The 25,982-nt window shown below is 44.5% G+C and carries 27 protein-coding genes and 2 tRNA genes; 14 read left to right on the forward strand and 15 right to left on the reverse strand.

Features of this window, described 5'->3' with window-relative positions:
* The first annotated feature begins 7 nt into the window (after positions 1 to 7).
* The 5 genes from LRM45_RS00210 (at position 8) to LRM45_RS00230 (ending at position 4,962) form a co-directional block, all read left to right on the forward strand.
* Positions 8 to 676 (forward strand): response regulator transcription factor, encoded by a 669-nt coding sequence (locus LRM45_RS00210; RefSeq protein ID WP_243826267.1) that lies wholly within the window; start codon positions 8 to 10, stop codon positions 674 to 676.
* Positions 673 to 1,623: a sensor histidine kinase gene (locus LRM45_RS00215; protein WP_243826268.1), complete on the forward strand. Its 951-nt coding sequence runs from the start codon at positions 673 to 675 to the stop codon at positions 1,621 to 1,623. Before LRM45_RS00210 ends, LRM45_RS00215 begins: the two co-directional genes overlap by 4 nt.
* A 77-nt stretch (positions 1,624 to 1,700) precedes the next feature.
* Entirely contained in the window at positions 1,701 to 2,159 is a 459-nt protein-coding gene (locus LRM45_RS00220; RefSeq protein ID WP_243826269.1) for a GreA/GreB family elongation factor, read from the forward strand.
* 132 nt (positions 2,160 to 2,291) lie between these two features.
* Positions 2,292 to 4,040, forward strand: coding sequence for a DUF262 domain-containing protein (locus tag LRM45_RS00225; RefSeq protein ID WP_243826270.1), 1,749 nt, complete (start codon positions 2,292 to 2,294; stop codon positions 4,038 to 4,040).
* A gap of 256 nt (positions 4,041 to 4,296) precedes the next feature.
* Positions 4,297 to 4,962, forward strand: coding sequence for a DUF2268 domain-containing putative Zn-dependent protease (locus LRM45_RS00230; protein ID WP_243826271.1), 666 nt, complete (start codon positions 4,297 to 4,299; stop codon positions 4,960 to 4,962).
* 280 nt (positions 4,963 to 5,242) lie between these two features.
* On the opposite strand, the gene LRM45_RS00235 is transcribed toward LRM45_RS00230, so the two are convergent.
* Positions 5,243 to 5,317: transfer RNA gene (locus LRM45_RS00235), tRNA-Gln, on the reverse strand.
* Positions 5,318 to 5,390: 73 nt separating this feature from the next.
* On the opposite strand from LRM45_RS00235, the gene LRM45_RS00240 reads away from it, so the two are divergent.
* On the forward strand, positions 5,391 to 6,704 hold the full coding sequence (locus LRM45_RS00240; protein WP_243826272.1) for a class I SAM-dependent RNA methyltransferase: 1,314 nt from the start codon (positions 5,391 to 5,393) through the stop codon (positions 6,702 to 6,704).
* A gap of 5 nt (positions 6,705 to 6,709) precedes the next feature.
* Positions 6,710 to 6,943, forward strand: a complete 234-nt coding sequence (locus LRM45_RS04245) for a DUF3021 family protein (protein ID WP_445083021.1) — start codon at positions 6,710 to 6,712, stop codon at positions 6,941 to 6,943.
* Between the two features lie 8 nt (positions 6,944 to 6,951).
* Here LRM45_RS04245 and LRM45_RS00245 read toward each other — a convergent pair whose 3' ends face one another.
* The 3 genes from LRM45_RS00245 to LRM45_RS00255 are packed head-to-tail and all read right to left on the reverse strand — an operon-like array spanning position 6,952 to position 10,125.
* Positions 6,952 to 9,264, reverse strand: a complete 2,313-nt coding sequence (locus LRM45_RS00245; protein ID WP_243826273.1) for an HAD-IC family P-type ATPase — start codon at positions 9,262 to 9,264, stop codon at positions 6,952 to 6,954.
* Positions 9,264 to 9,752: a hypothetical protein gene (locus LRM45_RS00250; protein WP_243826274.1), complete on the reverse strand. Its 489-nt coding sequence runs from the start codon at positions 9,750 to 9,752 to the stop codon at positions 9,264 to 9,266. The genes LRM45_RS00245 and LRM45_RS00250 overlap by 1 nt, the downstream gene beginning before the upstream one ends.
* Positions 9,753 to 9,807: 55 nt before the next feature.
* Positions 9,808 to 10,125 carry a hypothetical protein gene (locus LRM45_RS00255; RefSeq protein WP_243826275.1) on the reverse strand — a complete coding sequence of 106 codons (318 nt, stop codon included), beginning with the start codon at positions 10,123 to 10,125 and terminating at the stop codon, positions 9,808 to 9,810.
* Between the two features lie 99 nt (positions 10,126 to 10,224).
* Here LRM45_RS00255 and LRM45_RS00260 point away from each other — a divergent pair, with 99 nt between their 5' ends.
* From LRM45_RS00260 to LRM45_RS00275, 4 genes are all read left to right on the forward strand, one after another.
* Entirely contained in the window at positions 10,225 to 13,521 is a 3,297-nt protein-coding gene (locus LRM45_RS00260; protein ID WP_243826276.1) for an ATP-dependent helicase, read from the forward strand.
* A gap of 442 nt (positions 13,522 to 13,963) precedes the next feature.
* Positions 13,964 to 14,034, forward strand: a tRNA-His gene (locus LRM45_RS00265).
* Between the two features lie 231 nt (positions 14,035 to 14,265).
* Positions 14,266 to 15,174, forward strand: coding sequence for a tRNA dihydrouridine synthase (locus LRM45_RS00270; RefSeq protein ID WP_243826277.1), 909 nt, complete (start codon positions 14,266 to 14,268; stop codon positions 15,172 to 15,174).
* Positions 15,175 to 15,187: 13 nt separating this feature from the next.
* The gene (locus tag LRM45_RS00275; protein WP_243826278.1) at positions 15,188 to 16,063 is read left to right on the forward strand and encodes a protein kinase family protein; all 876 of its coding nucleotides are present in this window, start codon (positions 15,188 to 15,190) and stop codon (positions 16,061 to 16,063) included.
* Between the two features lie 35 nt (positions 16,064 to 16,098).
* On the opposite strand, the gene atpC is transcribed toward LRM45_RS00275, so the two are convergent.
* Genes atpC through LRM45_RS00325 form a run of 10 tightly spaced genes read right to left on the reverse strand, consistent with a single transcriptional unit; the run spans position 16,099 to position 23,099 of the window.
* Positions 16,099 to 16,524, reverse strand: coding sequence for an ATP synthase F1 subunit epsilon (atpC, locus tag LRM45_RS00280; protein ID WP_129632721.1), 426 nt, complete (start codon positions 16,522 to 16,524; stop codon positions 16,099 to 16,101).
* Between the two features lie 2 nt (positions 16,525 to 16,526).
* Entirely contained in the window at positions 16,527 to 17,960 is a 1,434-nt protein-coding gene (gene atpD / locus LRM45_RS00285; protein WP_243826279.1) for a F0F1 ATP synthase subunit beta, read from the reverse strand.
* Positions 17,953 to 18,348 (reverse strand): hypothetical protein, encoded by a 396-nt coding sequence (locus LRM45_RS00290; RefSeq protein ID WP_129745556.1) that lies wholly within the window; start codon positions 18,346 to 18,348, stop codon positions 17,953 to 17,955. Before LRM45_RS00290 ends, atpD begins: the two co-directional genes overlap by 8 nt.
* Before the next feature lie 30 nt (positions 18,349 to 18,378).
* Positions 18,379 to 19,260: an ATP synthase F1 subunit gamma gene (gene atpG / locus LRM45_RS00295; RefSeq protein ID WP_146422300.1), complete on the reverse strand. Its 882-nt coding sequence runs from the start codon at positions 19,258 to 19,260 to the stop codon at positions 18,379 to 18,381.
* Positions 19,261 to 19,263: 3 nt separating this feature from the next.
* Entirely contained in the window at positions 19,264 to 20,790 is a 1,527-nt protein-coding gene (atpA, locus tag LRM45_RS00300) for a F0F1 ATP synthase subunit alpha (protein WP_243826280.1), read from the reverse strand.
* 8 nt (positions 20,791 to 20,798) lie between these two features.
* Positions 20,799 to 21,197: a F0F1 ATP synthase subunit delta gene (locus tag LRM45_RS00305; RefSeq protein ID WP_146422298.1), complete on the reverse strand. Its 399-nt coding sequence runs from the start codon at positions 21,195 to 21,197 to the stop codon at positions 20,799 to 20,801.
* Positions 21,198 to 21,740, reverse strand: coding sequence for a F0F1 ATP synthase subunit B (gene atpF / locus LRM45_RS00310; protein ID WP_243826281.1), 543 nt, complete (start codon positions 21,738 to 21,740; stop codon positions 21,198 to 21,200).
* A 16-nt stretch (positions 21,741 to 21,756) separates the two neighbouring features.
* On the reverse strand, positions 21,757 to 21,969 hold the full coding sequence (locus LRM45_RS00315; RefSeq protein ID WP_129637300.1) for a H(+)-transporting ATPase: 213 nt from the start codon (positions 21,967 to 21,969) through the stop codon (positions 21,757 to 21,759).
* Positions 21,970 to 22,005: 36 nt separating this feature from the next.
* Positions 22,006 to 22,842, reverse strand: coding sequence for a F0F1 ATP synthase subunit A (locus LRM45_RS00320; protein WP_243826282.1), 837 nt, complete (start codon positions 22,840 to 22,842; stop codon positions 22,006 to 22,008).
* Entirely contained in the window at positions 22,839 to 23,099 is a 261-nt protein-coding gene (locus tag LRM45_RS00325) for a hypothetical protein (RefSeq protein ID WP_129743885.1), read from the reverse strand. The genes LRM45_RS00320 and LRM45_RS00325 overlap by 4 nt, the downstream gene beginning before the upstream one ends.
* Positions 23,100 to 23,138: 39 nt before the next feature.
* On the opposite strand from LRM45_RS00325, the gene LRM45_RS00330 reads away from it, so the two are divergent.
* Entirely contained in the window at positions 23,139 to 23,363 is a 225-nt protein-coding gene (locus tag LRM45_RS00330; RefSeq protein ID WP_129637302.1) for a hypothetical protein, read from the forward strand.
* Positions 23,364 to 23,411: 48 nt separating this feature from the next.
* The gene (locus LRM45_RS00335) at positions 23,412 to 23,699 is read left to right on the forward strand and encodes a glutaredoxin family protein (RefSeq protein ID WP_129632750.1); all 288 of its coding nucleotides are present in this window, start codon (positions 23,412 to 23,414) and stop codon (positions 23,697 to 23,699) included.
* 49 nt (positions 23,700 to 23,748) lie between these two features.
* Here the strand turns inward: LRM45_RS00335 and LRM45_RS00340 are convergent, their stop codons facing one another.
* The gene (locus tag LRM45_RS00340) at positions 23,749 to 25,407 is read right to left on the reverse strand and encodes an ABC-F family ATP-binding cassette domain-containing protein (RefSeq protein WP_243826283.1); all 1,659 of its coding nucleotides are present in this window, start codon (positions 25,405 to 25,407) and stop codon (positions 23,749 to 23,751) included.
* 89 nt (positions 25,408 to 25,496) lie between these two features.
* Between LRM45_RS00340 and smpB the strand changes: the two genes are divergently transcribed.
* Complete coding sequence (gene smpB / locus LRM45_RS00345) at positions 25,497 to 25,973, forward strand: SsrA-binding protein SmpB (RefSeq protein WP_243826284.1); 477 nt, start codon at positions 25,497 to 25,499, stop codon at positions 25,971 to 25,973.
* The last annotated feature ends 9 nt before the right edge of the window (positions 25,974 to 25,982 follow it).

Consider the following 25,982-nt stretch of genomic DNA (forward strand, 5'->3'; position numbering starts at 1 on the left):
TATAAATATGCGACTGCTAGTCATTGAGGACGAACGAAAAATTGCGAGGGTTATAACCGAATCTCTGAAGCGCGAGAAATACGCGGTCGATGCGGCGTACGACGGGGAAGAGGGCTTTAATTTGGCGGATAGTCAGCCGTATGACTTGTTGATTGTTGATCGAATGCTGCCGGGATTAGAAGGCACGGAGATTGTTAAAAAATTGCGCGAAAACGGGAAAAATATGCCAATTCTGTTTCTGACAGCGCTGAGCACGACCGAAGATAAAACGCTCGGGCTGGACGTGGGTGCTGATGATTATTTGACTAAGCCTTTTGCAATTGATGAATTATTGGCGCGCGTGCGAGCCTTGCTTCGTCGGCCGCCAATTCAGCAACCAGACATCTTAAAAATTGACAATTTGAGAATTGACAAGCAGCAGCAAACCGTAACTCGCGCAGGAAAAATTATCGACCTCACGAGCAAAGAATATGCGCTGCTGGAATATTTGATGCAGCATCCGAACCAGATTCTCAGTAAAGAAACGCTGATTGATCACGTTTGGGATTTTGACGCCGATATTTTGCCGAATAATGTCGAGGCGTACATAAAAAATCTACGCCAAAAAATCGACAAACCGTTCAAAAAACAATTGATAAAAACCGTGCGCGGTTTCGGTTATAGGATTGAATCATGAAAATTTTTACTTCAGCAACAATTAAGTTGGCGGGCTGGTATTTGATGATTTTGATGATCGTCAGTTTGCTGTTTAGTAGCATTATTTTTCAGGTGGCGCGCTCGGAAGTTGATGCGCAAATTCATAAAATTATCGTTCAAAGGAAGGGCGATTTTCCTGCAATTAATTTGTCGGAAAGAATAGATAATTCAACTCGAAATCTTTTGATTAGTTTGGGCTATATAAATCTTATCGTTCTGCTCGCTGGCGGCTGGTGCTCATATTTATTGGCGAAAATTACTTTGCGACCGATAGAAACTGCCCACAAAGCCCAATCGCGATTTGTTGCTAATGCCAGCCATCAACTCCGAACTCCTTTGGCAATCATGAAGGCAGAAACTGAATTTGCGCTGAAAAATCAGAAGGCGAATAAGTCAGAACTTACAGAAACTCTGGAAAGCAATTTGGAGGAAATAAATAAGTTGACTGAGCTTACAGCGATGCTTCTGGAACTGTCGCGGACGGAAAATAAGTTGGCGCTGGAAGATAAAAGTTTTAACTTGACAGAATTGATATCCGAACTCGTTCGCGAACGGAAAGCCGAAGCGCGAGTTAAAATGAATTGCCCAGAGCACATAAATACTCCGCTTCACCACACTGCGACGCGGGAATTGTGCGCGATTTTGCTCGATAATTCATTGAAACATAGCCCGAAAAATTCTGTGGTAAAAATTTGCATCATTCCATCGAAACAAAACATTACCGTCAATTTCATCAACGACGGCACGATTTCACAACAAACCCTGCCGCACGTCTTTGAGCGATTTTTCCGCGGCAACCAACAGACGAAAGGCTACGGATTAGGATTGCCATTAGCGGAGCAATTGACAAAAGCACTGGGCGGGCAAATCTCTGTTAGCACCTCGAAAAACTCAACCATTTTCACAATTTCCTTACCGATTCTGTAAATTTTCAGCTATTTTTCAGAATTAGATGTTGTAATAGAATTGTTGATTGGCAAAATTGCCGATCCGAAAGGGGAAGTATGAGTACAACATTTTTAAGTAAAAAAGGATTTAAGGAACTGCAGAAGGAAATTTCTGGACTAGAGATTTCAGAGAAAGCGCTCACGTTGGAATTGAAGGAAATTGGGCGTGCCAAATCGCGTGATGACAAATTACGCCGCAACGATGTAATTACGCAACTGGAAAATATTCAATCAAAAATCTTTATGAAGAAGGATATTTTGCGTCACGCTAAGCCACTGCCAAGGAAGCGTGATCGATTGAAAATTGCTATTGGCTCAGTCGTGGATTTGGTAGATCAGCAAGGAAAAATTTTCCGCTATACGCTAGTTCACAGCCTAGAAGCAAACCCTCTGGACGGGCGAATTTCCGTGGATAGTCCACTGGGGAAAAGTCTACTGAACCACAAGAAATCCGAAACTGTTTCCTGGAAAAATGGCTTGACGACCAGACAACTACAAGTCGTTAAAATTAGCTAATCCAAATTGTCCACCACGACAGTTTAGCTCTCACTGGCGAGTGGGAGCTTTTTATATAAAGCAATTGCGACATGCTATAATTACACCAAGAATATTCATAAATTTAGCGACAAAAAATAAACGGGGGATATTATGTCAAAGCTAAACGTAGACCAGAAAAGTATCTATGAGCTTTTATCGGATAGGAAAGCGGACTACATCATACCAGATTACCAGCGTCCATATGCATGGGACGAGGATAGTTGCCAAACTCTCTGGGATGATATATTTTCTTTCGCGATACCAGATAATGATGCTACAAAATTCGACACAAGCGATGAATATTTTCTTGGCTCAATTGTGACTTTTGAAAACGACAAAAAACAACAAGAAGTAATCGACGGTCAGCAGCGCCTGACCACATTCATGCTTCTTCTCCGAGCTTTCTATGACCGCTTCACGAAAATGCAAGATCAAGATTCAAAAGACTTTTCCGAACGCATTGCCAGCTGCATATGGAAAACAAACGAAATGGGCAAGCCGGATAAGGAGCACCTAAAAATAGACTCTGTTGTCGCCACAGACAAAGATAAAGACGAATTCTTATCAATTCTAAAAACTGGCAATGTAAACAGCAGTCAGACTAGTCGTTACGCGAACAACTTCCGGTTCTTCCTTAAAAAAGTTGACGATTTCATCAATGATTTTCCGAAATTTGCCGAAAAACTTCCTGCTCGCATCTTAAACAACTGCATTCTTATGCCAATCGAAGCCGAATCTCAAGATACCGCTCTTCGCATTTTCTCAACGTTAAACGATAGGGGTCTACCGCTTTCAGATTCTGATATTTTTAAGGCTCAATTCTATCAATATTACAAACAGAAAAGTGAAGACGACAGAGATGAGTTCATTAAAGATTGGAAAAAACTCGAGGAGACATGTGAAAAAATCTTTCACCCAATCACCGGCACACCAATGGACGATTTGTTTACGAGATACATGTATTTCATTCGCGCCAAGCGAGACAATAACAAGTCTTCCACGACCGAGTCACTCAGAAGATTCTATGAGCGTGATAAATATTCCGTACTTAAACAAGATGACACTTTCGAAAATCTCAAAGATCTTGCCCAATTCTGGGAAGATATTACTGATCAAAATCGTGAACGTTTCAGTGAAGAGGTTTTAAAGAAATTATTCATATTAAACTATGCGCCAAATAGCATGTGGAATTATTTCATATCTGTTTACTATTTAGCAAATCGCACCGAAGACGGAAAATTGGATGATGAAGATTTTAAGATGTTTCTCGATCGTACAATTGCATTCATATGGGGATACGCAATAATACACCCAGGCGTGAACGCATTAAGAACGCCTATTTTTGCCGAGATGCTGAATATAGTTAATCTAAATGAAGTTACATTCTCAGACTTCAAATTTGATAAAGAGCAAACACGCAGTGCGATCCTTATTTATGATTTCAAAAACGGCAGACCAATCACCAAATCCATGCTGGCGCTTCGTATGATGCTTAATAAAGAGCAATCATATCCAAAACTCTCTCAGCAGTTTGATATTGAACATATTTATCCCAGAAAGCGACAAGAAAATGAGAAAGGATTGTCTAATAATCGACAAATCGACCTCCTTGGCAATAAATCTCTTTTAGAAAAACGGATCAATATTCGCGCGTCTGATTATAGATTTGAAGATAAAATTAAATATTACCAGGGTTTTGACAATAGTAGAGGACAGCGCATAGGCGGAACAGAAAATCTTGAGCTCAAGAATATAAGCAATGTTTATAAAAAATTCGGAGAAAAAGAAATTGTCGAGAGGACTAATTTGTTTATTGACGATTTTATGAATTTACTAGATAAAAATGGCTTGATTGCCTAAAAACAAAAAATCACCCAAAAGAGCGACTGTTTATGCCTGTCAAATTTGGCTGGAGCGGAAGGATTCGAACCTATTTTCAGACTATGACACAGCATTGAAAGATAAATCAGGGCAAAGCCCTGCTCGGCTGGTTGCTCGCACCCCGACCCGCCGAAGGTCGCTGCTGAGATTTTAGTGATTTCCATTTAAATATTGCACTTTAATAAATAGCGTTGCCCTTATAGTAATACTTATGTTATTGCAGTATAGTAAAACCATGGGCAAACTACACCTACACATCACTAACGCCAACCAAACTTTCACCGATGCCGAAATTGCCATATTCAAAAATACAGCGCAACAAGCCGAGACTTTTGTTTCGAGCGAGTTCGCGCAGTTTGATTACGAAGTTGATGTAATTATCACTACGCCTTCGTTTATGCTGCCAACTATTGTCGAGGACGGAATCGCTGGCAAAACGCTTCATTCGCGCTTGATTATGATTTCTGTTGATAAAAGCCAGTATGAGGTTAGCGAGGATTTTATTTTCGAAACGATTTGCCACGAAATGTCGCATTCGCTGCGTTGGGAAAAACTGCCTGAATATGCCGAAACTATGTTTGATGGGATGATTTTGGAGGGCTTGGCGGTCGCGCTAGAAGAGGAAGCGATGATTAAACTCGGACGGCGAAACCAACAATTTTTCTTGAGAGAAATGCAGAAAACTTCTCAAGCTGAAATTGACAAGATAATTGCCGCACTACAAGGCAATTTTGAAGACAAGATTTACGATTATACCAAAATATTTTTCACCGGCGATGATATTTTGCCGCGCTGGGCGGGGTATAAACTTGGGTATTACTTTGTGAAGCAATACCTACATCAAACTAGTCAGACTATTACACAGGCGACTTTGGCAAGTTACAAGGATTTTATCCTATAAATTGAAGAGTCCCTGTCGCGATATGCGTAACAACGGGGACGAAACGTAGTTTTAAATTACGCTTTTTGTGATCGCACTATCCGCGATGTGAGGGCTACCTGCCACAGTTGCTCCCGCCAACCGCTAACCATAGCCCGCGAAACCGGCGACACTACCACAGTGATAGTTGAGAGAACCGATCTGTTCATTGACGAATTTGTGAATCTATTAGACCAGAGCGACTTGATTGCCTAAAAACAAAAAATCGCCCAAAAGAGCGATAATTTATGTCTGTCAAATTTGGCTGGGACGGCAGGATTCGAACCTGCGAATGCTGGGACCAAAACCCAGTGCCTTACCGCTTGGCGACGTCCCACTATTGCCAGGACAATGACGATTATAGCACGCCAGCCAGAAAAAATCCACACATCCTGATATAATATAACCTAATGAGAAAACAAATTTTTGAGACTTTAAGATTGGAAAAAATCGTTGGCGGTGGGCAAGACATCGGAACACTTGACGATGGTCGCAAAGCGTTCGTCTGGGGAGGACTACCGAAAGAGCTTGTAACGATTCGCGTGACAAAGAAAAAATCCCACTTCGTCGAAGGAATAGTGACGGAAATTATCGAGGAGAGTCCAGAGCGAATTACGCCGAAGGATGAAAATAGCTATTTAAGCACCAGTCCTTGGCAAATAATGCCGCTGTCCAGCGAGCAATCATACAAAGCGTCGCTAATCGAAGAGGCTTTCCGACTTCATAATGTTACGTTGCCAAGTAAAATTGACGTCTTTACCGACAGCGTAGAATTTAATTATCGCAATAAAGTCGAGTTCAGCTGGTTCGGCGACAAAACGGACAACGACGAAAAGGAAACTCTGGACTTGGCGTTTTTCAAACGCGGCGGCAAGGGAAAAGTTGTCGTTGACGGAACCAGCTTAGCGCATCCGAGCATAAATAAATTGGCAATTGAAATCCGCGACCTCTTACGGGAAAAACCGATTGTCGCGCGCCAATTAAAAACACTCCTGATTCGCTCAGACCAACAGGGAAACGCCGTCTGGCAATTGTACGTAAAAGATAAGATAGAAAATCTGATTTCCGAAGACGAAGCCAAATTATTATCAGCCAAAGGTGGCGAAATAATCTATTCCGACCCCAAAAGCCCAGCCAGCAGAATCACCGAACGCTTGAACAAATTCGGCGACACGACACTGAGCGACGCGATTTTAGGCGTCGCCTTCAACTACGCTTGCGAAGGATTTTTCCAAGTCAACATTCCCGTTTACGAAAAAGCCTTAAGCGACATGAAAGCGTGGATCGATTGCAATGAAAAAATGCCGACGCTCGACCTTTACTCTGGAGTCGGGACAATTGGTTTGACAATTGGCGGAGATGACGTAACGCTGGTGGAAATTAACGAACATGCCGTCGCGGAAATGCAGAGGAATATCACCAAGCTGAATCGACCGAATGCCAAGGCGATTTTGGCACCGAGCGAAAAATCTCTGGAATATATAACGGGCGAGCAAATTGTCATCGTTGATCCGCCGCGTGCTGGACTTCACACGGACGTTACTAATCGACTGCTGGAAACTGAGCCGCCTAGGATTATTTATCTGAGTTGCAATCCTGTCACGCAAGCGCGAGACGTCAGCCTACTTCAGGAAAAATATGAAATTGTGCACCATCAAGGCTACAATTTCTTCCCGAGGACGCCGCACATTGAGCACCTTGTGGTTTTGGATAAGAAAGCGTAATCTACATAGTTGCGGCCGCATCTGTAATATACGACATTGAAAAATGGTCATTACTTAAACAATCTGCCATACATTTTATCGTCATGATATTAACAATTTTTCCTTGTTTATTAATAAGCGGCTGGTACGAGTTAAGCTCGTTCGCAGATTATTTGAAGGTATTCGGAATATTTTTACTATGCGGTTGCGTTTTCTGGACTATAGGATATTTCGTTTTTGGCAAATTACTGAATAGATAGACAAGTTCCTACCGAACGATTCGCCGACTAGCCCAGCGAGCAATGAATAGCTGGGCTAACATCGCTACGACAATTGCGCCAGCTGCTGGCCACATTATGAACAAATTCGGCACAGTGAAATCGAAGAAGTCGCGCAGGAACCCAAAACTAAAGCTTCCAGCCGCCACAATAATCACCGACAGAAGATAAAGCAATCGAGCACGCTTGGCGGATTTATCGATAGCTACGTCCAGCATAATTCCCACCAAGAACACCAAATATACGCCAAACAAAGTCGCGGTAAGTACGGTCATCGTTGCGACTTCTGCAGCGTGACCAGGGAACATAACAGAGGTAATCCAATAGGTGAACGCGACAGTCACGCCAGTAATTAAAGCAACAGGCGCAACGGCCAGCAAAGTATCATGCCAGAATCGCTTCGGATTTATTCGATGCTTCGGCGTGGGAGGAAACAGCGTCCACATAAGGGTCGGCATCGTCACCAGAAAAATATTCATAAACGTAATGTGGCGCGGCGAATACGGATAATTCATGTCAATAAGAATCGTTGCAAGAAGAAGCGTCACGCCGTAAATAATTTTATGGAAAAATAGAACAGCGATGACTTCGATTGCCTGCATGATTTGATTGCCAAGCTTCATTCCCATCGGCAGAGAAGTGAATGAATTATTGAGCAATATAATGTCGGAAACTCGACGAGAAGCCGGCGCACCAGCGTACATCGCCACCCCAAGGTCAGCCTTTTTCAGCGCCAGAGCGTCATTCACGCCGTCGCCGACCATGCCAGTAAATTTTCCGGATTGCTGGAATCGATTGATCAAGCGCTCTTTTTGGTCTGGTAAAACTCTGGCAAAAATAGTGTAAGTATCGGCAGCCTTATTAAATTCATCTTCGCTAAGTGCCGCCAAATCTTCGCCTAAAATCGCTTTTTCTGGATGTTTAATTCCAGCCTCCTTAGCGATGTATTGAACTGTGCGCGGATTATCACCAGAGATTACGCGAATAGTTACGCCTTGGCTCTGCAAAAAATCCACCGTTTCAACAACGCCATGACGCAGGGAATTGCGCAGAACAACCGCACCAATTGCCGTTCCAGAACCATTTTTTAAGTCTTTCAATTTGGTTTTATCGTCCGAAAATTCAGCCAACATCAACACACGCAAACCATTGTCAGCCCAATCATTCAGCTTCTTCTGAACCTCCTCATCTACCGGCGCCAACTTCGACACAAACTCTGGCGCGCCCATCATCAAAGTCCGAATTTCACCGTCAATATTCGCCCTCACGCCAGCCATTTTACGCGCCGACGAAAACGCCATCACTTCCAAAACTTTCGTATTTTTTGGCGACGTAGCTTCCGCCAAGATTGCACGGCCAGTGATATTTCCGCCGCTGGTTTCATGAGCAATTAACGCCGCAAAGCTGGCGATGTCAGTTTCTGAATAGCCAATCTTATCACTGAACGCCGCGACTTTTTCAAGCGCCACTTCATCGCTAGTCAAGGTGCCTGTTTTATCTACGGCCAGCAAATTCAAAAGCGCCATCGCTTCAATTGCCGACAATTTTTGTGGCAAGACTTTCGCCTGGGCTAATCGCAATGAGCCGAACGCCAAAAGCAGAGAACTCGCCAACAACAGGCCCTCAGGCACGACCGTAACCGCCGCCGAAGTGATGGTTTTTAAGATGACGACGACGTTATCGCCAGAGAAATAATAGACAATAGCGATAAGTAGCGATAGGACAATTGCGCCGTAAGTCAAGAAGTAAATTGCGCGCCAAATTGCCAATTGCAAAGGCGTGAGTTCTGGTTTGTAACGCTTCAGGACTTGACTAATCGCGCCAGCTTTCGTGTCGTCACCAATCGCAATTACTCGCGCCGTACCTTCACCAGCCAGAACCGTCGTCGCCGCCAACACGACATCGCCGTCCTTTTTCTCAATCGACGCAGACTCGCCAGTCAGCATACTTTCATTCAGCTCCAAGCCTTTCGACTCAATAACTTTCGCGTCCGCCGGCAGTTCATCGCCAGCTTGAATAAGAATTTCATCGCCAATTTTAAGCTCGTCATAACCGACCTCGACAACATTTCCGTCTTTTAACAATCGAGCTTTCGGCGCGCTCATCAGTTCCAATTGGCGCAAAACTCGCTTAGCTCTCAGCTCCTGAATAATGCCAATCGTCGAATTCACGACAATCACCACCGAAATAAACCACGCATCACGATATTCGCGAACATAAACCAGCGCGCCAGCCAACAGAAAAATCACCACGACAATAGGTGAAAGCAGATTCCGCTTAATAATGTCCAGGTAGTCGCGCATTAAATTGCCCGAATCCTTCTGTAGCTGAACCTTGCGCCGACTCGCCAATTACCGTACGCGTCAGAGTCAAATTGATATATCTCGCCATTTTTCACTTCAGAAATCAAAACCAAGGCGGGATTATACGGCGCTAAAGTTTTATAAAAATGCAAATCTTCATCCGTAACGTGCTTTCTTCCAGGGAAAACTTCACGGAATTTGCGTTTGCCGATATCTTCAAAATATCGTGGCTGACCTTTTGGCGGAATAAATAATTCCGCACGCATACCCATTCGAGAAATTATCTTTTTAACGTCAGACAAAATCAACGGCGAAGTCGCCTCCAAATACATCATCAGTTGCTTTTTATTCGTCAAAAACACCGACGCCTTAGCCGTGCGACTAACATCAGCGTGCCACAAAATTATCGATTGAACATCAATTGGAAAACCAAATTTTTCCTTAGCAATTCGCTCCAGCGCCAGCTCATCGTACGTCGCCTTATTCATAGATAATATTTTACCATTTTTTTATGAGGTGCGCGAGATGGCAAAGATGTAGAACCTAATAACCAGCCTGTATAGCCGATTTGACTGCTTGACGGGAAATATCCAAGTGGCTTTCACCCTTAAACGCGTCTTCTGGATGTTTTTCATTCCAAGCGTCGACATTTTCTTCAGTACAATCTTTAATGGCGTGATTAACACAAAACTCAAGTCGCTTAATGCTTTGGGCGTTTTCAAGATAATTTATGGAAGACTGGACTGATCTTATATATCCTTTTTCATTCAGCTCGTAGACTTGATAACTCAGAAAGATCAACGCAATCGTCAGTACAAACATATATATATGACTAAATCTTATCTTTTTTAAGTTTTTCATTTAATCCTCCTTATGCTAAATTTACAGCCTTGGACGAATTTTGTAAATAGCAATTTTGATGTTGCGTTCTGAAGTCTGCCAGCATGGTAAAATAAAACTATGGATTTCAATACTCGTTACGCTAAATTAAACGATAATCAACGACAAGCAGTTGACTACATTCACGGATCGCTTTTGGTAATTGCTGGGCCAGGAACAGGTAAAACTGAGCTTCTGAGTATGCGCACTGCCCAAATCCTGAAACAGACCGACACTTTACCAAACAGTATTTTGTGCTTGACGTTTACTGAAAGCGGCGCCACGAATATGCGCCAACGACTCCGCCAGATTATCGGTGAAGATGCGTATAAAATTGCGATTCATACATTCCACAGCTTCGGCACAGAAATCATCAATCAACATCGCGAGTATTTTTTCCGTGGCGCTGACGCTCAGCCAGTTGACGAATTGACGCAATATCAAATTATCTCTGGAATACTCGAAGGACTTGATTGGCGAAATCCGTTAAGCGCGAAAAATAACGGGGAATTCGTTTACATCAAAGACCTCATCCGCATTATTTCCGAGTTCAAGCAAAGCGGCTTAACGCCGTCAGAATTACGGGCAATTATTGAGGACAATCAAAGCACAATCGCCGAAATCGTGCCAGACATTCAGCAAGTATTTTCCGCCAAAATATCGAAAAAGACGATTGAAATGTTTGCGCCGATAGCTGAGAAAATTGCCAATTTAGCCGCCAAAAACCCTGACGAGAAAAACTCAAAATTGCCAGCCTCGATCACGCCATACGCCAACGTTTTAGCGCTGAGCATCGTGCATGCCACCCAGGAAGCAATTGACGAAAACTCAACCAAGCCGCTGACTGCTTGGAAAAATAAATGGTGCGAAAAAAATGCCAATGGCGAATTTGTCCTGAAAGATTTTACCGCAGCAGAAAAATTATCTGCCACAATTGACGTTTACGAAAAATACGTAAATATTTTGTCCGAGCGCTCGTTATTTGACTACGACGATATGATTTTATCCGTCATTCAAGCCTGCGAATCCCATCCAGAACTGCGCGCAAATCTCCAAGAGCAATTCCAATTCATCATGGTCGACGAGTTTCAGGACACGAACTTGGCGCAACTACGATTATTGTTCAATTTGACCAGCGAGAACGACGATAATCCAAACATCATGGCGGTTGGCGACGACGACCAAGCAATCTTCAGTTTCCAAGGCGCAGACGTGGGCAACATCCAGCGTTTTCGCCAACATTATCACGACCCAAAAATCATCGTTTTGACCGACAATTATCGTTCTGCCGAGAACATTTTATCCTCAGCGCGGGACGTCATCACTCAAGGCGCGGATCGATTGGAAAACACAATTGACGGGCTATCAAAACAATTGACCGCACACGCAAATAGTGAAGGCTCAAAAGTCGAAATCCAAGAATTCTCATCTGTTAGCGAAGAGCGAGCGGGAATTGCCAAACAAATTGCCGAGCTGATAAAAAATGGCGAGAAACCAGAAAACATCACGATTATTGCGCGCCACCATAAAGAACTCATTGAAATTCTTCCGCATCTTTATAAGGAAAATCTTTTTGTCAATTACGAACGTCACGACGATATTTTGGAGCAAGACATCATTCAGATTCTGGACAAATTAGCGCGAACTGTCGTGGCGATTAGCCAGAATAATTTGGACGTTGCCAATAGTCTACTACCGGAAATTACGGCTCATCCAGCGTTTGGATTTTCTGCACTTGACATCTGGAAATTGAGCCTTCAAGCTTACAAAAATCGGCAATTGTGGCTGGAAAGTATGCTGGCGAATAGCGTATTTAAGGAATTTGCGGAGTGGCTTTTGGAGCGCGCTAAGGACGTGCCGAATTTGCCGCTGGAAGAGCAATTGGACAATTTATTAGGCTTAACTAACGACGAAAGCAGTGATCTTCAGGTCAATTCTCTCGCCAATTTCTATTTCTCGCCGGAAAAGCTAGATAAAAACCCAGAAGCATATCTGACAATTCTGGAAAGTTTGCGCACTTTGCGCCAAAAACTTCGCGACCGAATCACCGATAAAAATCCAACTCTGGAAGATTTTCTGGAATTTATTGACCTGCACATTTCGACAAAAACTCGCTTAACACAAATTCGCACGCACGCAAGTTCACTCAGCGGCGCTATAAATTTGATGACTGCGCACAAATCCAAAGGCTTGGAATTTCCGCACGTTTTTGTGATTGGGGCAATTGACAGCGCTTGGGGTGAAAAAGTTCGTTCACGCAGTCGAGCTATACGATATCCCGCAAACCTCCAGCTTCAGCCAGCGGGCGCCACTTACGACGAACGACTTCGATTATTCTTTGTGGCGATGACTCGCGCCAAAAACACATTGACCATGACTTATTCCCAAACCAACGATTCTGGCAGCGACACGATAATCGCCAGTTTCTTGACAAATTGCACACCAACCATCATTCCAACCAGCGACGATCCAGCTGAACAAATTGAACTCGCTGAAACCGACTGGACGACGCGACTAACTTCGCCGATTGTTCCGGAATTAAAGGACTTATTGGCGCCAGCGCTAGAAACATACAAGCTTTCCGCGACGCATTTGAATAATTTCCTCGACGTTTCACGTGGCGGACCGCAAAATTTCTTATTGAACAATTTGCTGCATTTTCCATCCGCCAAAAATTCCGCCGCAGCTTACGGAACCGCGATTCACAGCAGCCTTCAGCAAGCACATTGCTCATTCAGCGCCGATCACCAATTGCCAAGCACCGAACAAATTCTCCAATTTTTCCAAAAATCCCTTGAGAGCCAACATTTGCCGGCGGACGATTTTCAATTGTACTTAGACAAAGGGAAGTCGGCTTTGACCGCGTTCTTAAACGCCAAATCTTCAGATTTTCACGACACGGACTTGGCGGAATTGGACTTTTCAAACCAAGGCGTAATTATAGATAGCGCCAGATTGACCGGTAAACTTGACGTCGTCGACATCGACAAACAAAATAAAACCATCTTCGTAACGGATTATAAAACTGGCAAGCCGGCGCATTCCTGGAAAGGTTCGGCCGATTACGAGAAAATCAAACTTCATAAATATCGCCAGCAATTGATGTTCTATCAGCTGCTGGTCGAGCATTCGCGCGATTATGGCAATTTCACGTTTACTGGCGGGCGATTACAATTTGTTGAGCCAGACATGAAGACCGGCGATATTCTTAGCTTGGAAGATGCATTCTCCAGAGAAGAATTGTCTGAATTTACGCAACTAATTGAGATTATTTGGCGAAAAATTACCACGCTTGATATGCCAAATATTTCTGGGTATTCGGCGGATTATAAGGGAATGCTACAATTCGAAAAAGATCTGTTAACAGGCGAAATATAAAAATATTCTAGTATATTGTTGCATTTTTTTATAATTAGTGTTATTATAATAAACGCTTTATTGGTAGAGCTGATTCTATATCGTGCTCTCTAGGAGCATAATTAGGAAGTCGGCTCTTTTCTTTAGGAAAGAGGTGAAGGCGGTGTTTTTTGAAGACCGTTCTCGGGAGGCATACCGTAAGGCTGCCGAAGCCGTCCAGAATGGTACGGCAGACAGCGCCCAGAAGGCCATGAATGACCGAGCTGCCCGATATGTCGGCAAGATGGGCGACGATGCTCGAGCTGCCCAGAAGGGAGAGCTCAAGTCTTCTAACTAGATTTTGAGCCATCCTAACTGACGGTCGCAGATTTTAATCTACGAAAAAGCTAACTTAGCGTTAGCACAAGAGCGTCCGTCCGCTCCTGGCGTGATTCCCCAGCCGGTAGTCCGGAAAAGAATCAAAGGACATGTTAGATCGGAATCCCTCTATCTCGCATGAGAAAGAGGACGGGGGTTCGACTCCCTCCATGTCCGCTGGGAAGTAAGACAAAGGCGTTTTGCTTCCCCCCCATTCTTGGGCTCGCGAGATTCACTCGTGGCAGTTTTTCTCACCGTTGAGAATTACTCCGAGCAGAACCGCTTGAGCCCGCCATCCCCCTCATTCTCAAAGGCGAGAGTGAGGGGTTTTCTCCTTTTTGTGATAAAATAACAGAGATGACATCGTTTTGGAATGATTTACCGCGGCCATTTTTCATACTGGCACCAATGGAAGCCGTCACTGACGTCGTGTTTCGTCATGTCGTGAAACAGGCTGGCGCACCAGATATATTTTTCACCGAGTTCGCAAATGCTACCGGCTGGGTTCACGCTGGCGATAAGGCCATAGCTGGGCGACTAATTAAAACCGACGATGAGCAGCCGCTGATTGCGCAAATCTGGGGCGGCGAGCCAGGGGATATGGAAGCTTTCGCGAAGCACTGCGCGGAACTTGGTTTTCACGGAATTGATATCAATATGGGTTGTCCCGCCAAATCCGCCATTAAAAGCGGTGGTGCGGCTCTGATTCGTCGACCCGACATAGCGATAGCCGCAATTGACGCCGCCAAAAAATCTGGATTGCCTGTTAGTGTAAAAACTCGGCTGGGCTATACTTACGTCGATGAATGGCGCGAGTGGCTGACGACAATTCTCAAACAAGACATCGTGAACTTGACAATTCATCTGCGCACCAAAAAAGAGATGAGTAAAGTCTCAGCGCATTATGAATTGATTGACGAGATCGTTAAGCTGCGCGATGAAATTGCCCCACAAACATTCCTGACTATCAACGGCGACATTCGAGATCGAGAGCATGGGTTGGAAATTACCGGAAAACATCCCGGCGTGAATGGAATTATGATCGGGCGAGGCGTTTTTAGTGATCCGTTTTGCTTCCGTGAATCGAAAACTGACGCAGATAATCATAAAGAAGAACTGTTGACGCTTCTTAATTATCACTTGGATTTGTTCGATTCTTACCAGCCGATTTTAGGGCGACCTTTTGAAACTCTAAAACGTTTTTTCAAGATTTACATTCGCGATTTTGACGGCGCAAAGGAGCTTCGGGAGAAATTGATGCACACTACGACGACCGACGAAGTCCGTCTAGCCATTGCAAATATCCGTGATTTATGATATAAAATAGTCTATGCGTCAGCTCGAAAGATATTTATCTATAACACCAATCGCTATTGATGATACGAGAGATTTACGGGAACAAGTAGATCAACTGTATCCAGGAGATATTGCATTATTTGGCGCCAACCAGTTAGGCGTGCCATTAGATTATCTTTACATAGGGTTAGATCCTCGCGACGATTACTCAGAAGGTCGCCGCAATAGCATCAATGAAGTTGGGTTTTATGATGCAACATCATACTGCTCGGGCGTACCTCTCGCAACCCAACCTTGGGCAATCAAGCCATATCTTACATCACGCGCAGCGTTGAAAGATATTGATACGATGCGAGATATTAATAGTCTAGAACATCCTCAAGCAATTCGCACCTTCGAGCCGAAAGGCGTTATCCGCCTCGAGAATGGAGAAGTGGCAGTGATTACCGATTTTATACAAGGCGTGCGGAGCTGCGACAGTCTAGTCGACGAATACCGCGAGACTATGCTACCTGAAGAAAAAGCACGGCTTATCGCCCGTACTGCATTCGCTACTATGCACTATTTTCACAGCCTAGAAAAACCGTATACAATGAATGACGCGCAAATAAAAAACTTTGCATTTACTATCAGCACTAAACCGTGGTGTATTGATACCGAAACATTTCAGCAGACCAACAAAGACTCGGCAAAAATCTCTAGGTTCGTGCGAGACGTTGGGAGTTGTGCCTATTCAATGAGCGGTCAATACAATTACGACGGTCAGCGGATGCTAGACTCAGAACTCATTATCGAGTACTTTATTAAGCCATACGAAGAGGACATTCCTAATCTATATTCCTATGACACTGTCGATATTGCGCGAGTGTCAATCGAGGATCTCAAGCAAGACATAGCACGAGGAGCCTAATAATCAGGCTCCTTCGTAGTATTGCAGATATATAATTAGCGTCGTCGCTTACGTCTATGAAGATCAGCAACCTTCAATCGCACCATATGACGATCGATAAGCTGCTTGGCTTTCTCGCGCTCAACTTGATCACCAGCCTCATCACGCGCCTTAATAGCACGCTCCAGAGCCTTCTGAGTTTCTGCCTCGATGATGTCGTCACCGTGATCAGCTTCATCAACCAGAATTTGCACCGACGAATAGTCAATTTTTACCACACCACCAGAGATTGCGAAATATTCCAACTGATTATCGGAATCTTCTTTATGTCGACGCACGGTAATTACGCCGTCCCGTGCAATCGTCACTAGCGGCTCGTGGCTTGGGAAAACGGAAATTTCGCCGTCAGTAGTCGGAATTGACACCGAATAAACTTCTTCGTCAACCTTCGTACCGACAAGTGTGACTAATGACAATTTCATGACTATTTAGCTTTCTTTTCAGAATGTTTTTTAGCCTCGGCAGATTCAGCTTCAGTGTCGCGAGCGACTTGGTCAGCCAGCGTACCCTGGACCATATAGAACCAGTTTTCAGGCTTATCGTCATATTTACCAGCCAAAATGTCGGAAGCGTCGCGAATGGTATCTTCCAATTTAACGTAAACACCTGGATTTCCGGTAAACTTCTCAGCCACGTGGAACGGCTGTGCCAAGAATCGCTGAATACGACGAGCGCGGGCAACAATCTGCTTCTGATCGTCCGACAATTCTTCCATACCCAAAATAGCGATGATATCTTGAAGCTCTTTGTATTGTTGCAAAATTCGCTGAACCTCACGCGCCACGCGGTAATGCTCTTCACCGACAATTTCTGGATCAAGCGAGTTTGAGCTCGAATCCAAAACGTCAACCGCTGGATAAATACCGATTTCCGTCAATGCACGGTTCATCACAATTGTAGCGTCAAGGTGAGCAAAGGTCGTGGCAGGAGCTGGGTCGGTCAAGTCGTCAGCTGGCACATAGACAGCCTGAACAGAGGTAATCGAACCCTTCTTTGTTGAGGTAATTCTCTCTTGCAAGGCACCCATTTCTTGCTGAAGGTTCGGCTGATAACCAACCGCACTCGGCAAACGACCAAGCAAAGCCGATACCTCAGCACCAGCCTGAGTATAACGATAAATATTGTCGATAAACAGCAAGACATCTTTACCTTCATCGCGGAAAGCTTCAGCCATCGCTAAGCCTGACAACGCCACGCGTAAACGTGCTCCAGGTGGCTCGTTCATTTGTCCAAAGACTAGCGAAGTCTTGTCCAAAACGCCAGCCTCTTCCATCTCATAGTAAAGGTCGTTACCTTCACGAGTTCGCTCACCAACACCGGCGAAAACAGAGTTTCCAGAATGGAACTTAGCGATATTGTTAATCAACTCAGTGATAAGAACAGTTTTACCAACACCAGCACCAGCAAACAAGCCAGCTTTTCCACCCTTAGCAAGTGGCGCAATCAAGTCAACAACCTTAATACCAGTTTCCAAGATTTCAGTCTTATTTGACTGCTCAGAAAGCGCTGGAGCAGGGCGGTGAATTGGTGCAGTTTTTCCCTTTGGTTGCGGCTTTTCGTCAATCGCTTCACCAACAACATTAAACATTCGTCCTTGAGTTTCCGCGCCGACTGGAACGGAAATTGGAGCGCCAGTCGCAACAACTTCTGCGCCACGACTCAAACCATCCGTTGACGACAGGGCAATTGTTCGAACGGTATGCTCGTCCAAGTGCTGAGCTACCTCCAACACCAAATTCTCATCGCCGTTTTTGACGTGCAACGCGTCATAAATCGCTGGAAGTTCAACGTCTCGCGGAAATTCCACGTCAACGACCACGCCAACGATCTGAATAATTTTTCCTAGTGTTTTACTCATTTACAGCTCCTGTTGTATTATCAGTGATATTACCTTGTGCAGTTAAGAAGCCATCAACAAATTGACGAAGGTGTTCTGGAGACTGAATATCATCAATTGACTTAATGCCTAGTTTTTTGCATTGTTCATTCATTCTCTCAAGAGCAGCCATTGTGCCTGGAAGTCTATAATACACACCAGTCTCTCGATCAATTTGCAGACCACCTTCACCAGGTATAGTTGGCCGGTATGTGGAGCTAGTGTAATACTCATCAGGGACTAGACTTACCAACCATCCATACAAGGTTGGTGTTATGCGCTTATCTAAAACTTTAAATGCAAAATGCTTTGCAAGAAATTGTTTCACTTGTTCAATTGTAACCATTGCAGCTCCTTCATTTTTACTCATAATTGCTCCTTTACTTCAAGATCTCCTTTATCATTGTTCCATCGCCTCCACGCCACCAGAAATTTCAGCAAGCTCCTGAGTAATTGCTCCTTGACGAGCTTTGTTCATAGCTAGTGTCAAATCATCAACCAAATCACTGGCATTATCCGTAGCATTCTTCATCGCCATCATACGCATAGAATGCTCACTGGCGCGAGCGTCAAGCAACGCCTGCAACAGTCGCGCACCAACCAAGCGATACGCCACCGCGTCCAAAACTTCTGGAATACTCGGCTCATATTTGGCGTCAGAAATCGTGTTAGAAACTTCACTCGGATCAACCAAGATTTTCGTTCCTGCTGGCAACAATCTGTCTAATTCTGCAGTCTGAACCATACTATTCACAAAACGCGTATAGACAAGCGTAACGGCGTCAACTTCGCCATTTTCAAACATATTTACTGCCGTATTCAAAATCGTATGGAACGTCAATCCAGACGGCTGATCTGGCAAATCTTCATACGTACCGATGATTTTCGTATCTTTAAGACGCGTTGCGAATTGCGAAGCTCGGCGACCAATCGTCAAAGTCAAGTTCTCAATTCCGCGTTCATCATCACGCTTTAACAATTCCAAATATTTCTTCAAAACATTAGTGTTGTATGCGCCAGCCAGACCTTTGTCGCTGGCTACCACGATAATCAATCGCTTATTTATCTTTCGCCTGGCGAACAGCGGATGATTGTCGGTTGCGCCTTGGCTAGCCAAATAAGACAACAGCTCTTCCGCCGCCATTGTGTACGGCGCAGAAGCTTTGTCCGCCTCTTGAGCCCGACGCATTTTACTAGCCGCCACCAATTGCATAGCCTTGGTGATTTGCTTAGTTGAGTCCACCGAACGAATGCGATTTTTCAGCGCGCGAGTGCTCGGCATGAATTACTCCTCAAATCCTTTCGCTATTTCTTTCGTAGCTTCATCAATCAATTTCAATTGCTCATCCGAAGGCTTGTCGCCCTTGTTCAACTCACGCATAGCATCTTTAGAATTTTTCCAGAGATAAGTCAATAGAGCAGACTGCGCATCCTTAATCTTTGCAACTGGAACATCGTCAAACATACCGCCAGTCACCGCGTGAATGCTAACAAATTGCTCCCAGACGCTCATTGGCTGATATTGTGGCTGCTTCAGAAGTTCAGTGAGTCGCTGACCGCGGTCAATTTGAGCTTTTGTCGCGTCGTCAAGATCTGAGCCAAATTGAGCAAATGATGCTAATTCGCGGAACTGAGAAAGACCGAGCTTTAAGTTTCCGCCGACAGATTTAACGGCTTTCGTCTGAGCTGCGCCACCAACACGAGAAACTGATAGACCGGCTGAGATGGCTGGGCGAATGCCTTGATAGAACAAGTCGGTTTCTAGGAAAATCTGACCGTCGGTAATAGAAATCACGTTGGTCGGAATGTAAGCGGAAATGTCGCCGGCCTGCGTTTCGATGATTGGCAGAGCCGTCAAGCTTCCCGCACCAAGTTTATCTGACAGTTTGGCCGAGCGTTCCAATAATCGTGAGTGCAAATAGAACACATCACCTGGGTAAGCTTCGCGTCCTGGTGGACGGCGCAACAATAGCGACATCTGTCGATAAGCCACCGCGTGCTTGGTCAAATCGTCATAAATCATCAATGCGTGACCGCCGTTATCGCGGAAGTATTCTCCCATAGCAGTACCAGCGTAAGGCGCCAAGTAAAGCAGGGAGGCCGCGTCGGACGGGCTGGTTGCGACGATAATAGTCTGGTCCATCACGCCTTCTTCTTTCAATCGGTCGACCAATCGAGCGATCTTCGACAATTTCTGACCAATCGCCACATAAACGTTCACCACGCCAGTTTTTTGACGAGCTTGGTTAATCATCGTATCAATAGCAATTGCCGTCTTACCAGTTTGACGGTCGCCGATAATAAGCTCACGCTGACCACGACCGATTGGGAACATCGCATCAATTGACATGATGCCGGTCATCAGAGGTTCGTGAACCGATTTGCGACCCATCACGCCAATAGCAGGACGCTCAATTAAACCACGTTTCTTAGTCTTAATTGCTGGGCCGTCGTCAAGAGGTCGACCTAGTGGGTCAACCACTCGCCCCAACAGCTCTTCGCCGACAGGAACGTCTAGCACCGAACCCTTACGGCGAACGCTGGCGCCAGCCTTGACCTTATCTTCACCGCCAAGAATCACCGCACCAATTTCATCTTCCATCAAGTTCAAAGCAAACGCTTCAACCGTTCCGCCATCAGTTTCGATCTCTAGCACTTCACTATAGCCAGCACTACTTAAGCCGTGCACCCAAGCCACGCCGTCACCAACGCGAATAACCACGCCAGCATCTTCCAAACCTTCCGTCGCCTCCAGCTGCGCGATTTTTTCCCGCAGGCTTTTGGCTAATTCTGTCACATCAATCTTGCTCATTTTTCCTCCTAGATTTTCTTCGCCCGCAAGTCGTTTAACTTCTTCGAAACCGTTGCGTCCAGTGTTGCGGTCGGCGTTTGTAGCTTAAATCCACCAATCAACGTCGGGTCAATTGATTCTCTTAGCGACACTTTTGGCTTGCTATTTTTATCGCTCGCCGCAGCCGCCAGAAATTGTTCTATTTTACGCCTTGTACTGTCGTCAAGCGCTCTCGCACTCTCGACCGACGCTACAATTTCACCACGCTCAGCCAACTCAGCCTCAATATCTCGCACCAACAAATCAACTTCACGTTCGTGCTTTTCGTAAATCAAAAGACCAGCAATTTCTTCCAACACCGCGTCATTGCCAGCTAAAATTTGTTCAGCTGCGTACTTTGCCAACTTTTTCCTGGACACTAATCTCATCTATTCAGCCTCCTCAAGCGCTTCCGAAATCAGCTTTGTATCTTTCTTCGCATCAATTTTCTCGCCCAAAACCTTGCCAGTTGCTTCAGCCACCAACTCTAATGTCGAATTGTGCAGGTCTTTCTTAGCGTTTTCAATTTCTTGAGCAATCGTATTATGCGCTTCTTTAATCAAAGCTTCAGATTTGGCAGTCGCTTTTTTAGCCGCTTCTTCAACGACTTCGGTCGCTTCTTCTCGAGCAGACGCCACGATGTCGCTAGCTTGCGCTCGCGCTTTTCGCATCATTTCGGCGGTCATTTCTTCAGCTCGATCGGCATTTTCCTTGGCAGATTTTGCCGCCGCATCAGCCGCTTTCAGGTCTTTTTCTCGCTTGACGAGCATTTTCATCATTGGCGGATAGACAAACTTGCGAAGAACAAATAGCAAGATTAAAAATGCTACCGTCTGAAACGCCAACAGCGCCCAATCAATACCCAGCGAATCAAACAAACCAGCTTTTTCCGATGCGCCAGAATTGGCAAATTGTGTTAATATTTTCTCCACAATTTACTCCCGAAAACTACATAACTTTGCCGACGATTGCTGCGACGAAACCGATAATAGCAATAGCGTCGATGAATGAAATACCCAAGATCATCATTGTGCGTAGGTCGTTGATTTTTTCTGGATTACGACCAGCTGCGTTCATAGCTGCTGCACCAACGATTGCGGCACCGATTGCTGCAAATGCTGCTGGGATTGCGTAGGTAAGTGTGAATGCTAATGCTTCCATGGTTAATATTCTCCTTTTAATTAATTATTACCTAATTTAATCACTCTCTGATGTCGCTAATTTATTAGTTTCAACAGAGGAGTGAACTTCATCAATTGGCTCGTGCGAATCATGGTGAGCCAGCCCCAGGGAAATAAACACAGTTGATAGCATAAAGAAAATATACGCCTGAATACCGCCGATGAATAGCTCGAAGAAATAGAACGGCTGCAGAGCTACGGGCGACAAAAACTTCGTCATATAAGCGATGATTGCCAAGAGAATTTCGCCAGCCAAAACATTACCAAACAAACGGAAACTTAGTCCCAGCATTCGCGAGAACTCAGCCACCAATTCCAGAATGCCAACAAATGACATAATTGGATCACGCAGCGGGTTGATGAAATATCGCCCTAAATTACCCTTAAAGCCCAAATACTTAAACGCGTAAATCTGCGCCGCAACAATCGTTACAATTGCCAAGCCGAAAGTCATATTAAGATCTGCCACGCCACCGCGAAACAGCGGAGTGTGATGCTCACCGATTGTAATTGGACCAACGATCGGCAAAAGCCCCAGCCAATACTGCGCAACGATAAAGAAAAACAACGTAATACAGAGCGGAGCAACTTTACGCGCCCATTTTCGGTCCGGAATGACTTGGCAAACTGTATTATAAAGTCCGTCGAACGTCCACTGAATTAGTCTTGTAATAAAATTATGCTTCTTTTTACCTAAAACCGCCGCACGAGTACGGAACATTGCCCACACCAGTACGATCAATCCCAAGAATCCCATCAAGTGTGAATTCGTAATAGATACGCCAGCGACATTGAAAACTTCGTCAACCTTTACTGAAATATGCGGACCAGCGCTTGCCATATAATCAATCATTTCTTCAACTCCTGCTGTTTAATTTTAGCAATTTGCAAAGCTACGAGAATCACTGAGATAATCGCGCCAGAAATAATTCCAGCAAGTAACCATCTCATCTTCATTCCGCTGACATTATCCAGCCACAACCCCAACAAAGTTAAGCCAATTGTTGGCAAAAACATTCGCCACATTGTACCAATCATCGTCCTTGCCAAGATCATCATCGCGCCAGAATCGCCTGTATCATTAGCCGAAATGTCAGTTTCTTTTACCATTACTTTCCACTATATCAATCTGTTATACTATTTTGCAAGATGCCGCGACGAAATTATTCAAAAAATAGTCAAAAAAGCCAAAAAACATCATTGATGTCAATTTCAGGGTTGGCTAATTGCCAGAAAAAACGTCGCTTCTCAACAGAGATAAAGGCCCGCCAAGCAGCAGAAATCCAAGAATTAGCAAACCCGAATTTGTCGATTGATATATATCACTGCGAATGGTGCAAAAATTGGCATTTGACGTCGAAGAATTCTAAATAGACGTAACCGTTATGCTATAATTGGAAGTGTTATTAAATAGGGGAATATATGAGCGAAGACACAACGAACAACCATCAAGACACAAAAGTTGTCGTGTACAACACTAGCTGGTGTGCGTTTTGCCACACGGAAATGGAATGGCTGAAGAAGCTGGGAATTGACTTTGTTTCCAAAGATATCGAGGCTGATCCTGGCGCAAAAGAGGAGTTGCTAAATAAAAATGGCGGCAATTTCCAAGGCGTGCCAGTAACGGATATTAACGGGGAATTAGTGCTTGGTTTTGATCGACCGAAACTACAAGATTTGCTACGAAAAAACGGCTTATTGTCCGACTAATTTTCTTAAAACGATTCAAGATTTTCCGTCAAATTCTGGCGGAAAATTTTTATTCTGCGCCAATTTGCACAACTTTGCCGCCAAGTTTTTCGCGGAAATAATTATCGTGACTGACGTAAAGAATCGCACCGGAATACTTGGCCAACGCCGTTTCCAGCTCTTCGATGCTCGGCAAATCCAAATGATTCGTCGGCTCGTCCAGAACTAACAGTTGCGGGTTGTTCGCCAGCATGGAAATAATCTGAAAGCGAGCTTTTTGACCGCCAGACAAGCGAGCCAGCGGCGTCATCCGATCGGCGTCCGTGAACAAATAGTCAGCCAAAAGTTGCCGAATTTTCGTATCAGAAATCGACAAATCGCGACTCATATACAATTTTTCAATCGCTTTTTCTAGCGGATCAGACAAATATCGCTCGTCAATTTCCTGCTCATAAACACCAATTCGAACCTGCGGATCAAGGAAAATATCGCCAGAATAAAGAATAGGACCGCCGTCAAAACTCTTGCCCGACGCCAAAATCATCCGAATCAGCGTAGTCTTACCAGCGCCATTACGACCTCTAATTTCAATCGCTTCACCTTCGCGCAAATCAATATTCACGTCCTCAAACAATATCCGCTCACCAATCCCAACCGCCACATTTTCCGCACGAACCAACACGTGCTGGCTGCGACTGGAAGCGTCTTTCATACTCAGGCGAATATTACGCGACTTGAATTTTCCGTAACGCTCGGCCGATTTATAATCCAATTGACTAGCAGATTCTTTGTCAATCCAAAACGTCGGCTTTTCCATTTCCGACAATTCCGCCAGCTCCGCTCGCGCCTCATTCTCCAGTCGCTTAAATTTCTGAATCGTGCCGGGATTACGCGACTTTTCCTTAAGTCTTTGATAGTCCAAAACTTTTTGTTTCAGGTTAACAATTCGCTTCTCAATCTGCTCAAAATTATTCATTCCAGCCGTCGTGGCTTGCGCGTTCTGCTTCAAATACGCATCATAATTTCCACGATAACTCACGGCTTGACCGTCCTTAATCTCAACTATTCGATCAACTTGCCCAAGAACATCGCGATCATGCGTAATGATTAGCATCGCTTGATGTGGCTGGGAATTCATCCAGTCAATAAACTGCTGTTTCGCCACATAATCCATGTGGTTTGTCGGCTCGTCAATTAGCGCCAAATGCGCCTCCGAGTGCATAATTTTAACAATTTCCACCAGCCTTTTTTGACCGCCAGACAGGGAAGAAATCTTCCGATCACCATAACCGTCTAATTGAAAATTGCTCAGCTCTCGCTCAATTTTTTCTTCGACTTGATAAAATCCTTTTTGATCAAATCGCTCCAGAGCTTGCGTATATTCCTCAATTTTTCGCATATTGTCGCCCATGGTTAGTGGATATTCATCGATAATCTTCTTTAGCTTGGAATATTCCGGAAGTCCACTAAGAATGTACACCATGACCGTCTGCTCACCCAAACCATGATGTTCCTGAGCTGTAGTTGCTATTGTAATGCCGCGCCGAAAAACAACTTCTCCCGTATAATCGTTATCTGTGCCCGCCAATATTCCAAAAAGTGTCGACTTACCAACGCCGTTACGACCAACCACGCCGACTTTCTCACCATCGTCCACACTAAACTTGACGTCTTTCATTAACGTCTTATCGCCAAAACTTTTTTCAGTAATGTGAATGTCGGCTATCATGCTTGAGATATTGTAACATAAGTCATATTTCAGCCGCACCAAACTAGCCTAAATATACTGTCGCGTTAAGTTTTGCTATAATATAATCCATGTCGAAGCTAAAAGCCAAAAAACCAGCTACGCAAAATATCGTCAATCGTCGCGCACGGTTTGATTATGAACTTGGCGAAGAAATCGTTGCCGGCTTGGTTTTAACTGGAATGGAAGTACGAGCCGCCAGAGAAGGTCACGTCCAGCTTAAAGGCTCATTTGTTAGCTTAAGAAATGGCGAATTGTGGCTAAATAACGCCAGCTTTTCACTGCGATTAAACGTTCGCGGAGAAGCAAATAGTCGTTCAGTCGATACTTCGGCGCGGAAATTATTGGTAAGTAAAAAACAATTGTCCAATTTTACAGAAGCCAAAAAACAGGGAATGACAATTGTCCCAACCAAATTGTTGACCAATGGAAAATTTATTAAAGTTGTAATCGCGCTCGGAAAAGGTAAGAAAAATTACGACAAGCGCCAAACCATCAAACGCCGCGACCAAGACCGAGAAACCAGGCGACTTATCTCTAATAGATAATCGTACCGA

This window comes from Candidatus Nanosynbacter sp. TM7-057, assembly GCF_022828295.1.
In the GTDB taxonomy this organism is placed as follows: Bacteria; Patescibacteriota; Saccharimonadia; order Saccharimonadales; family Saccharimonadaceae; genus Nanosynbacter.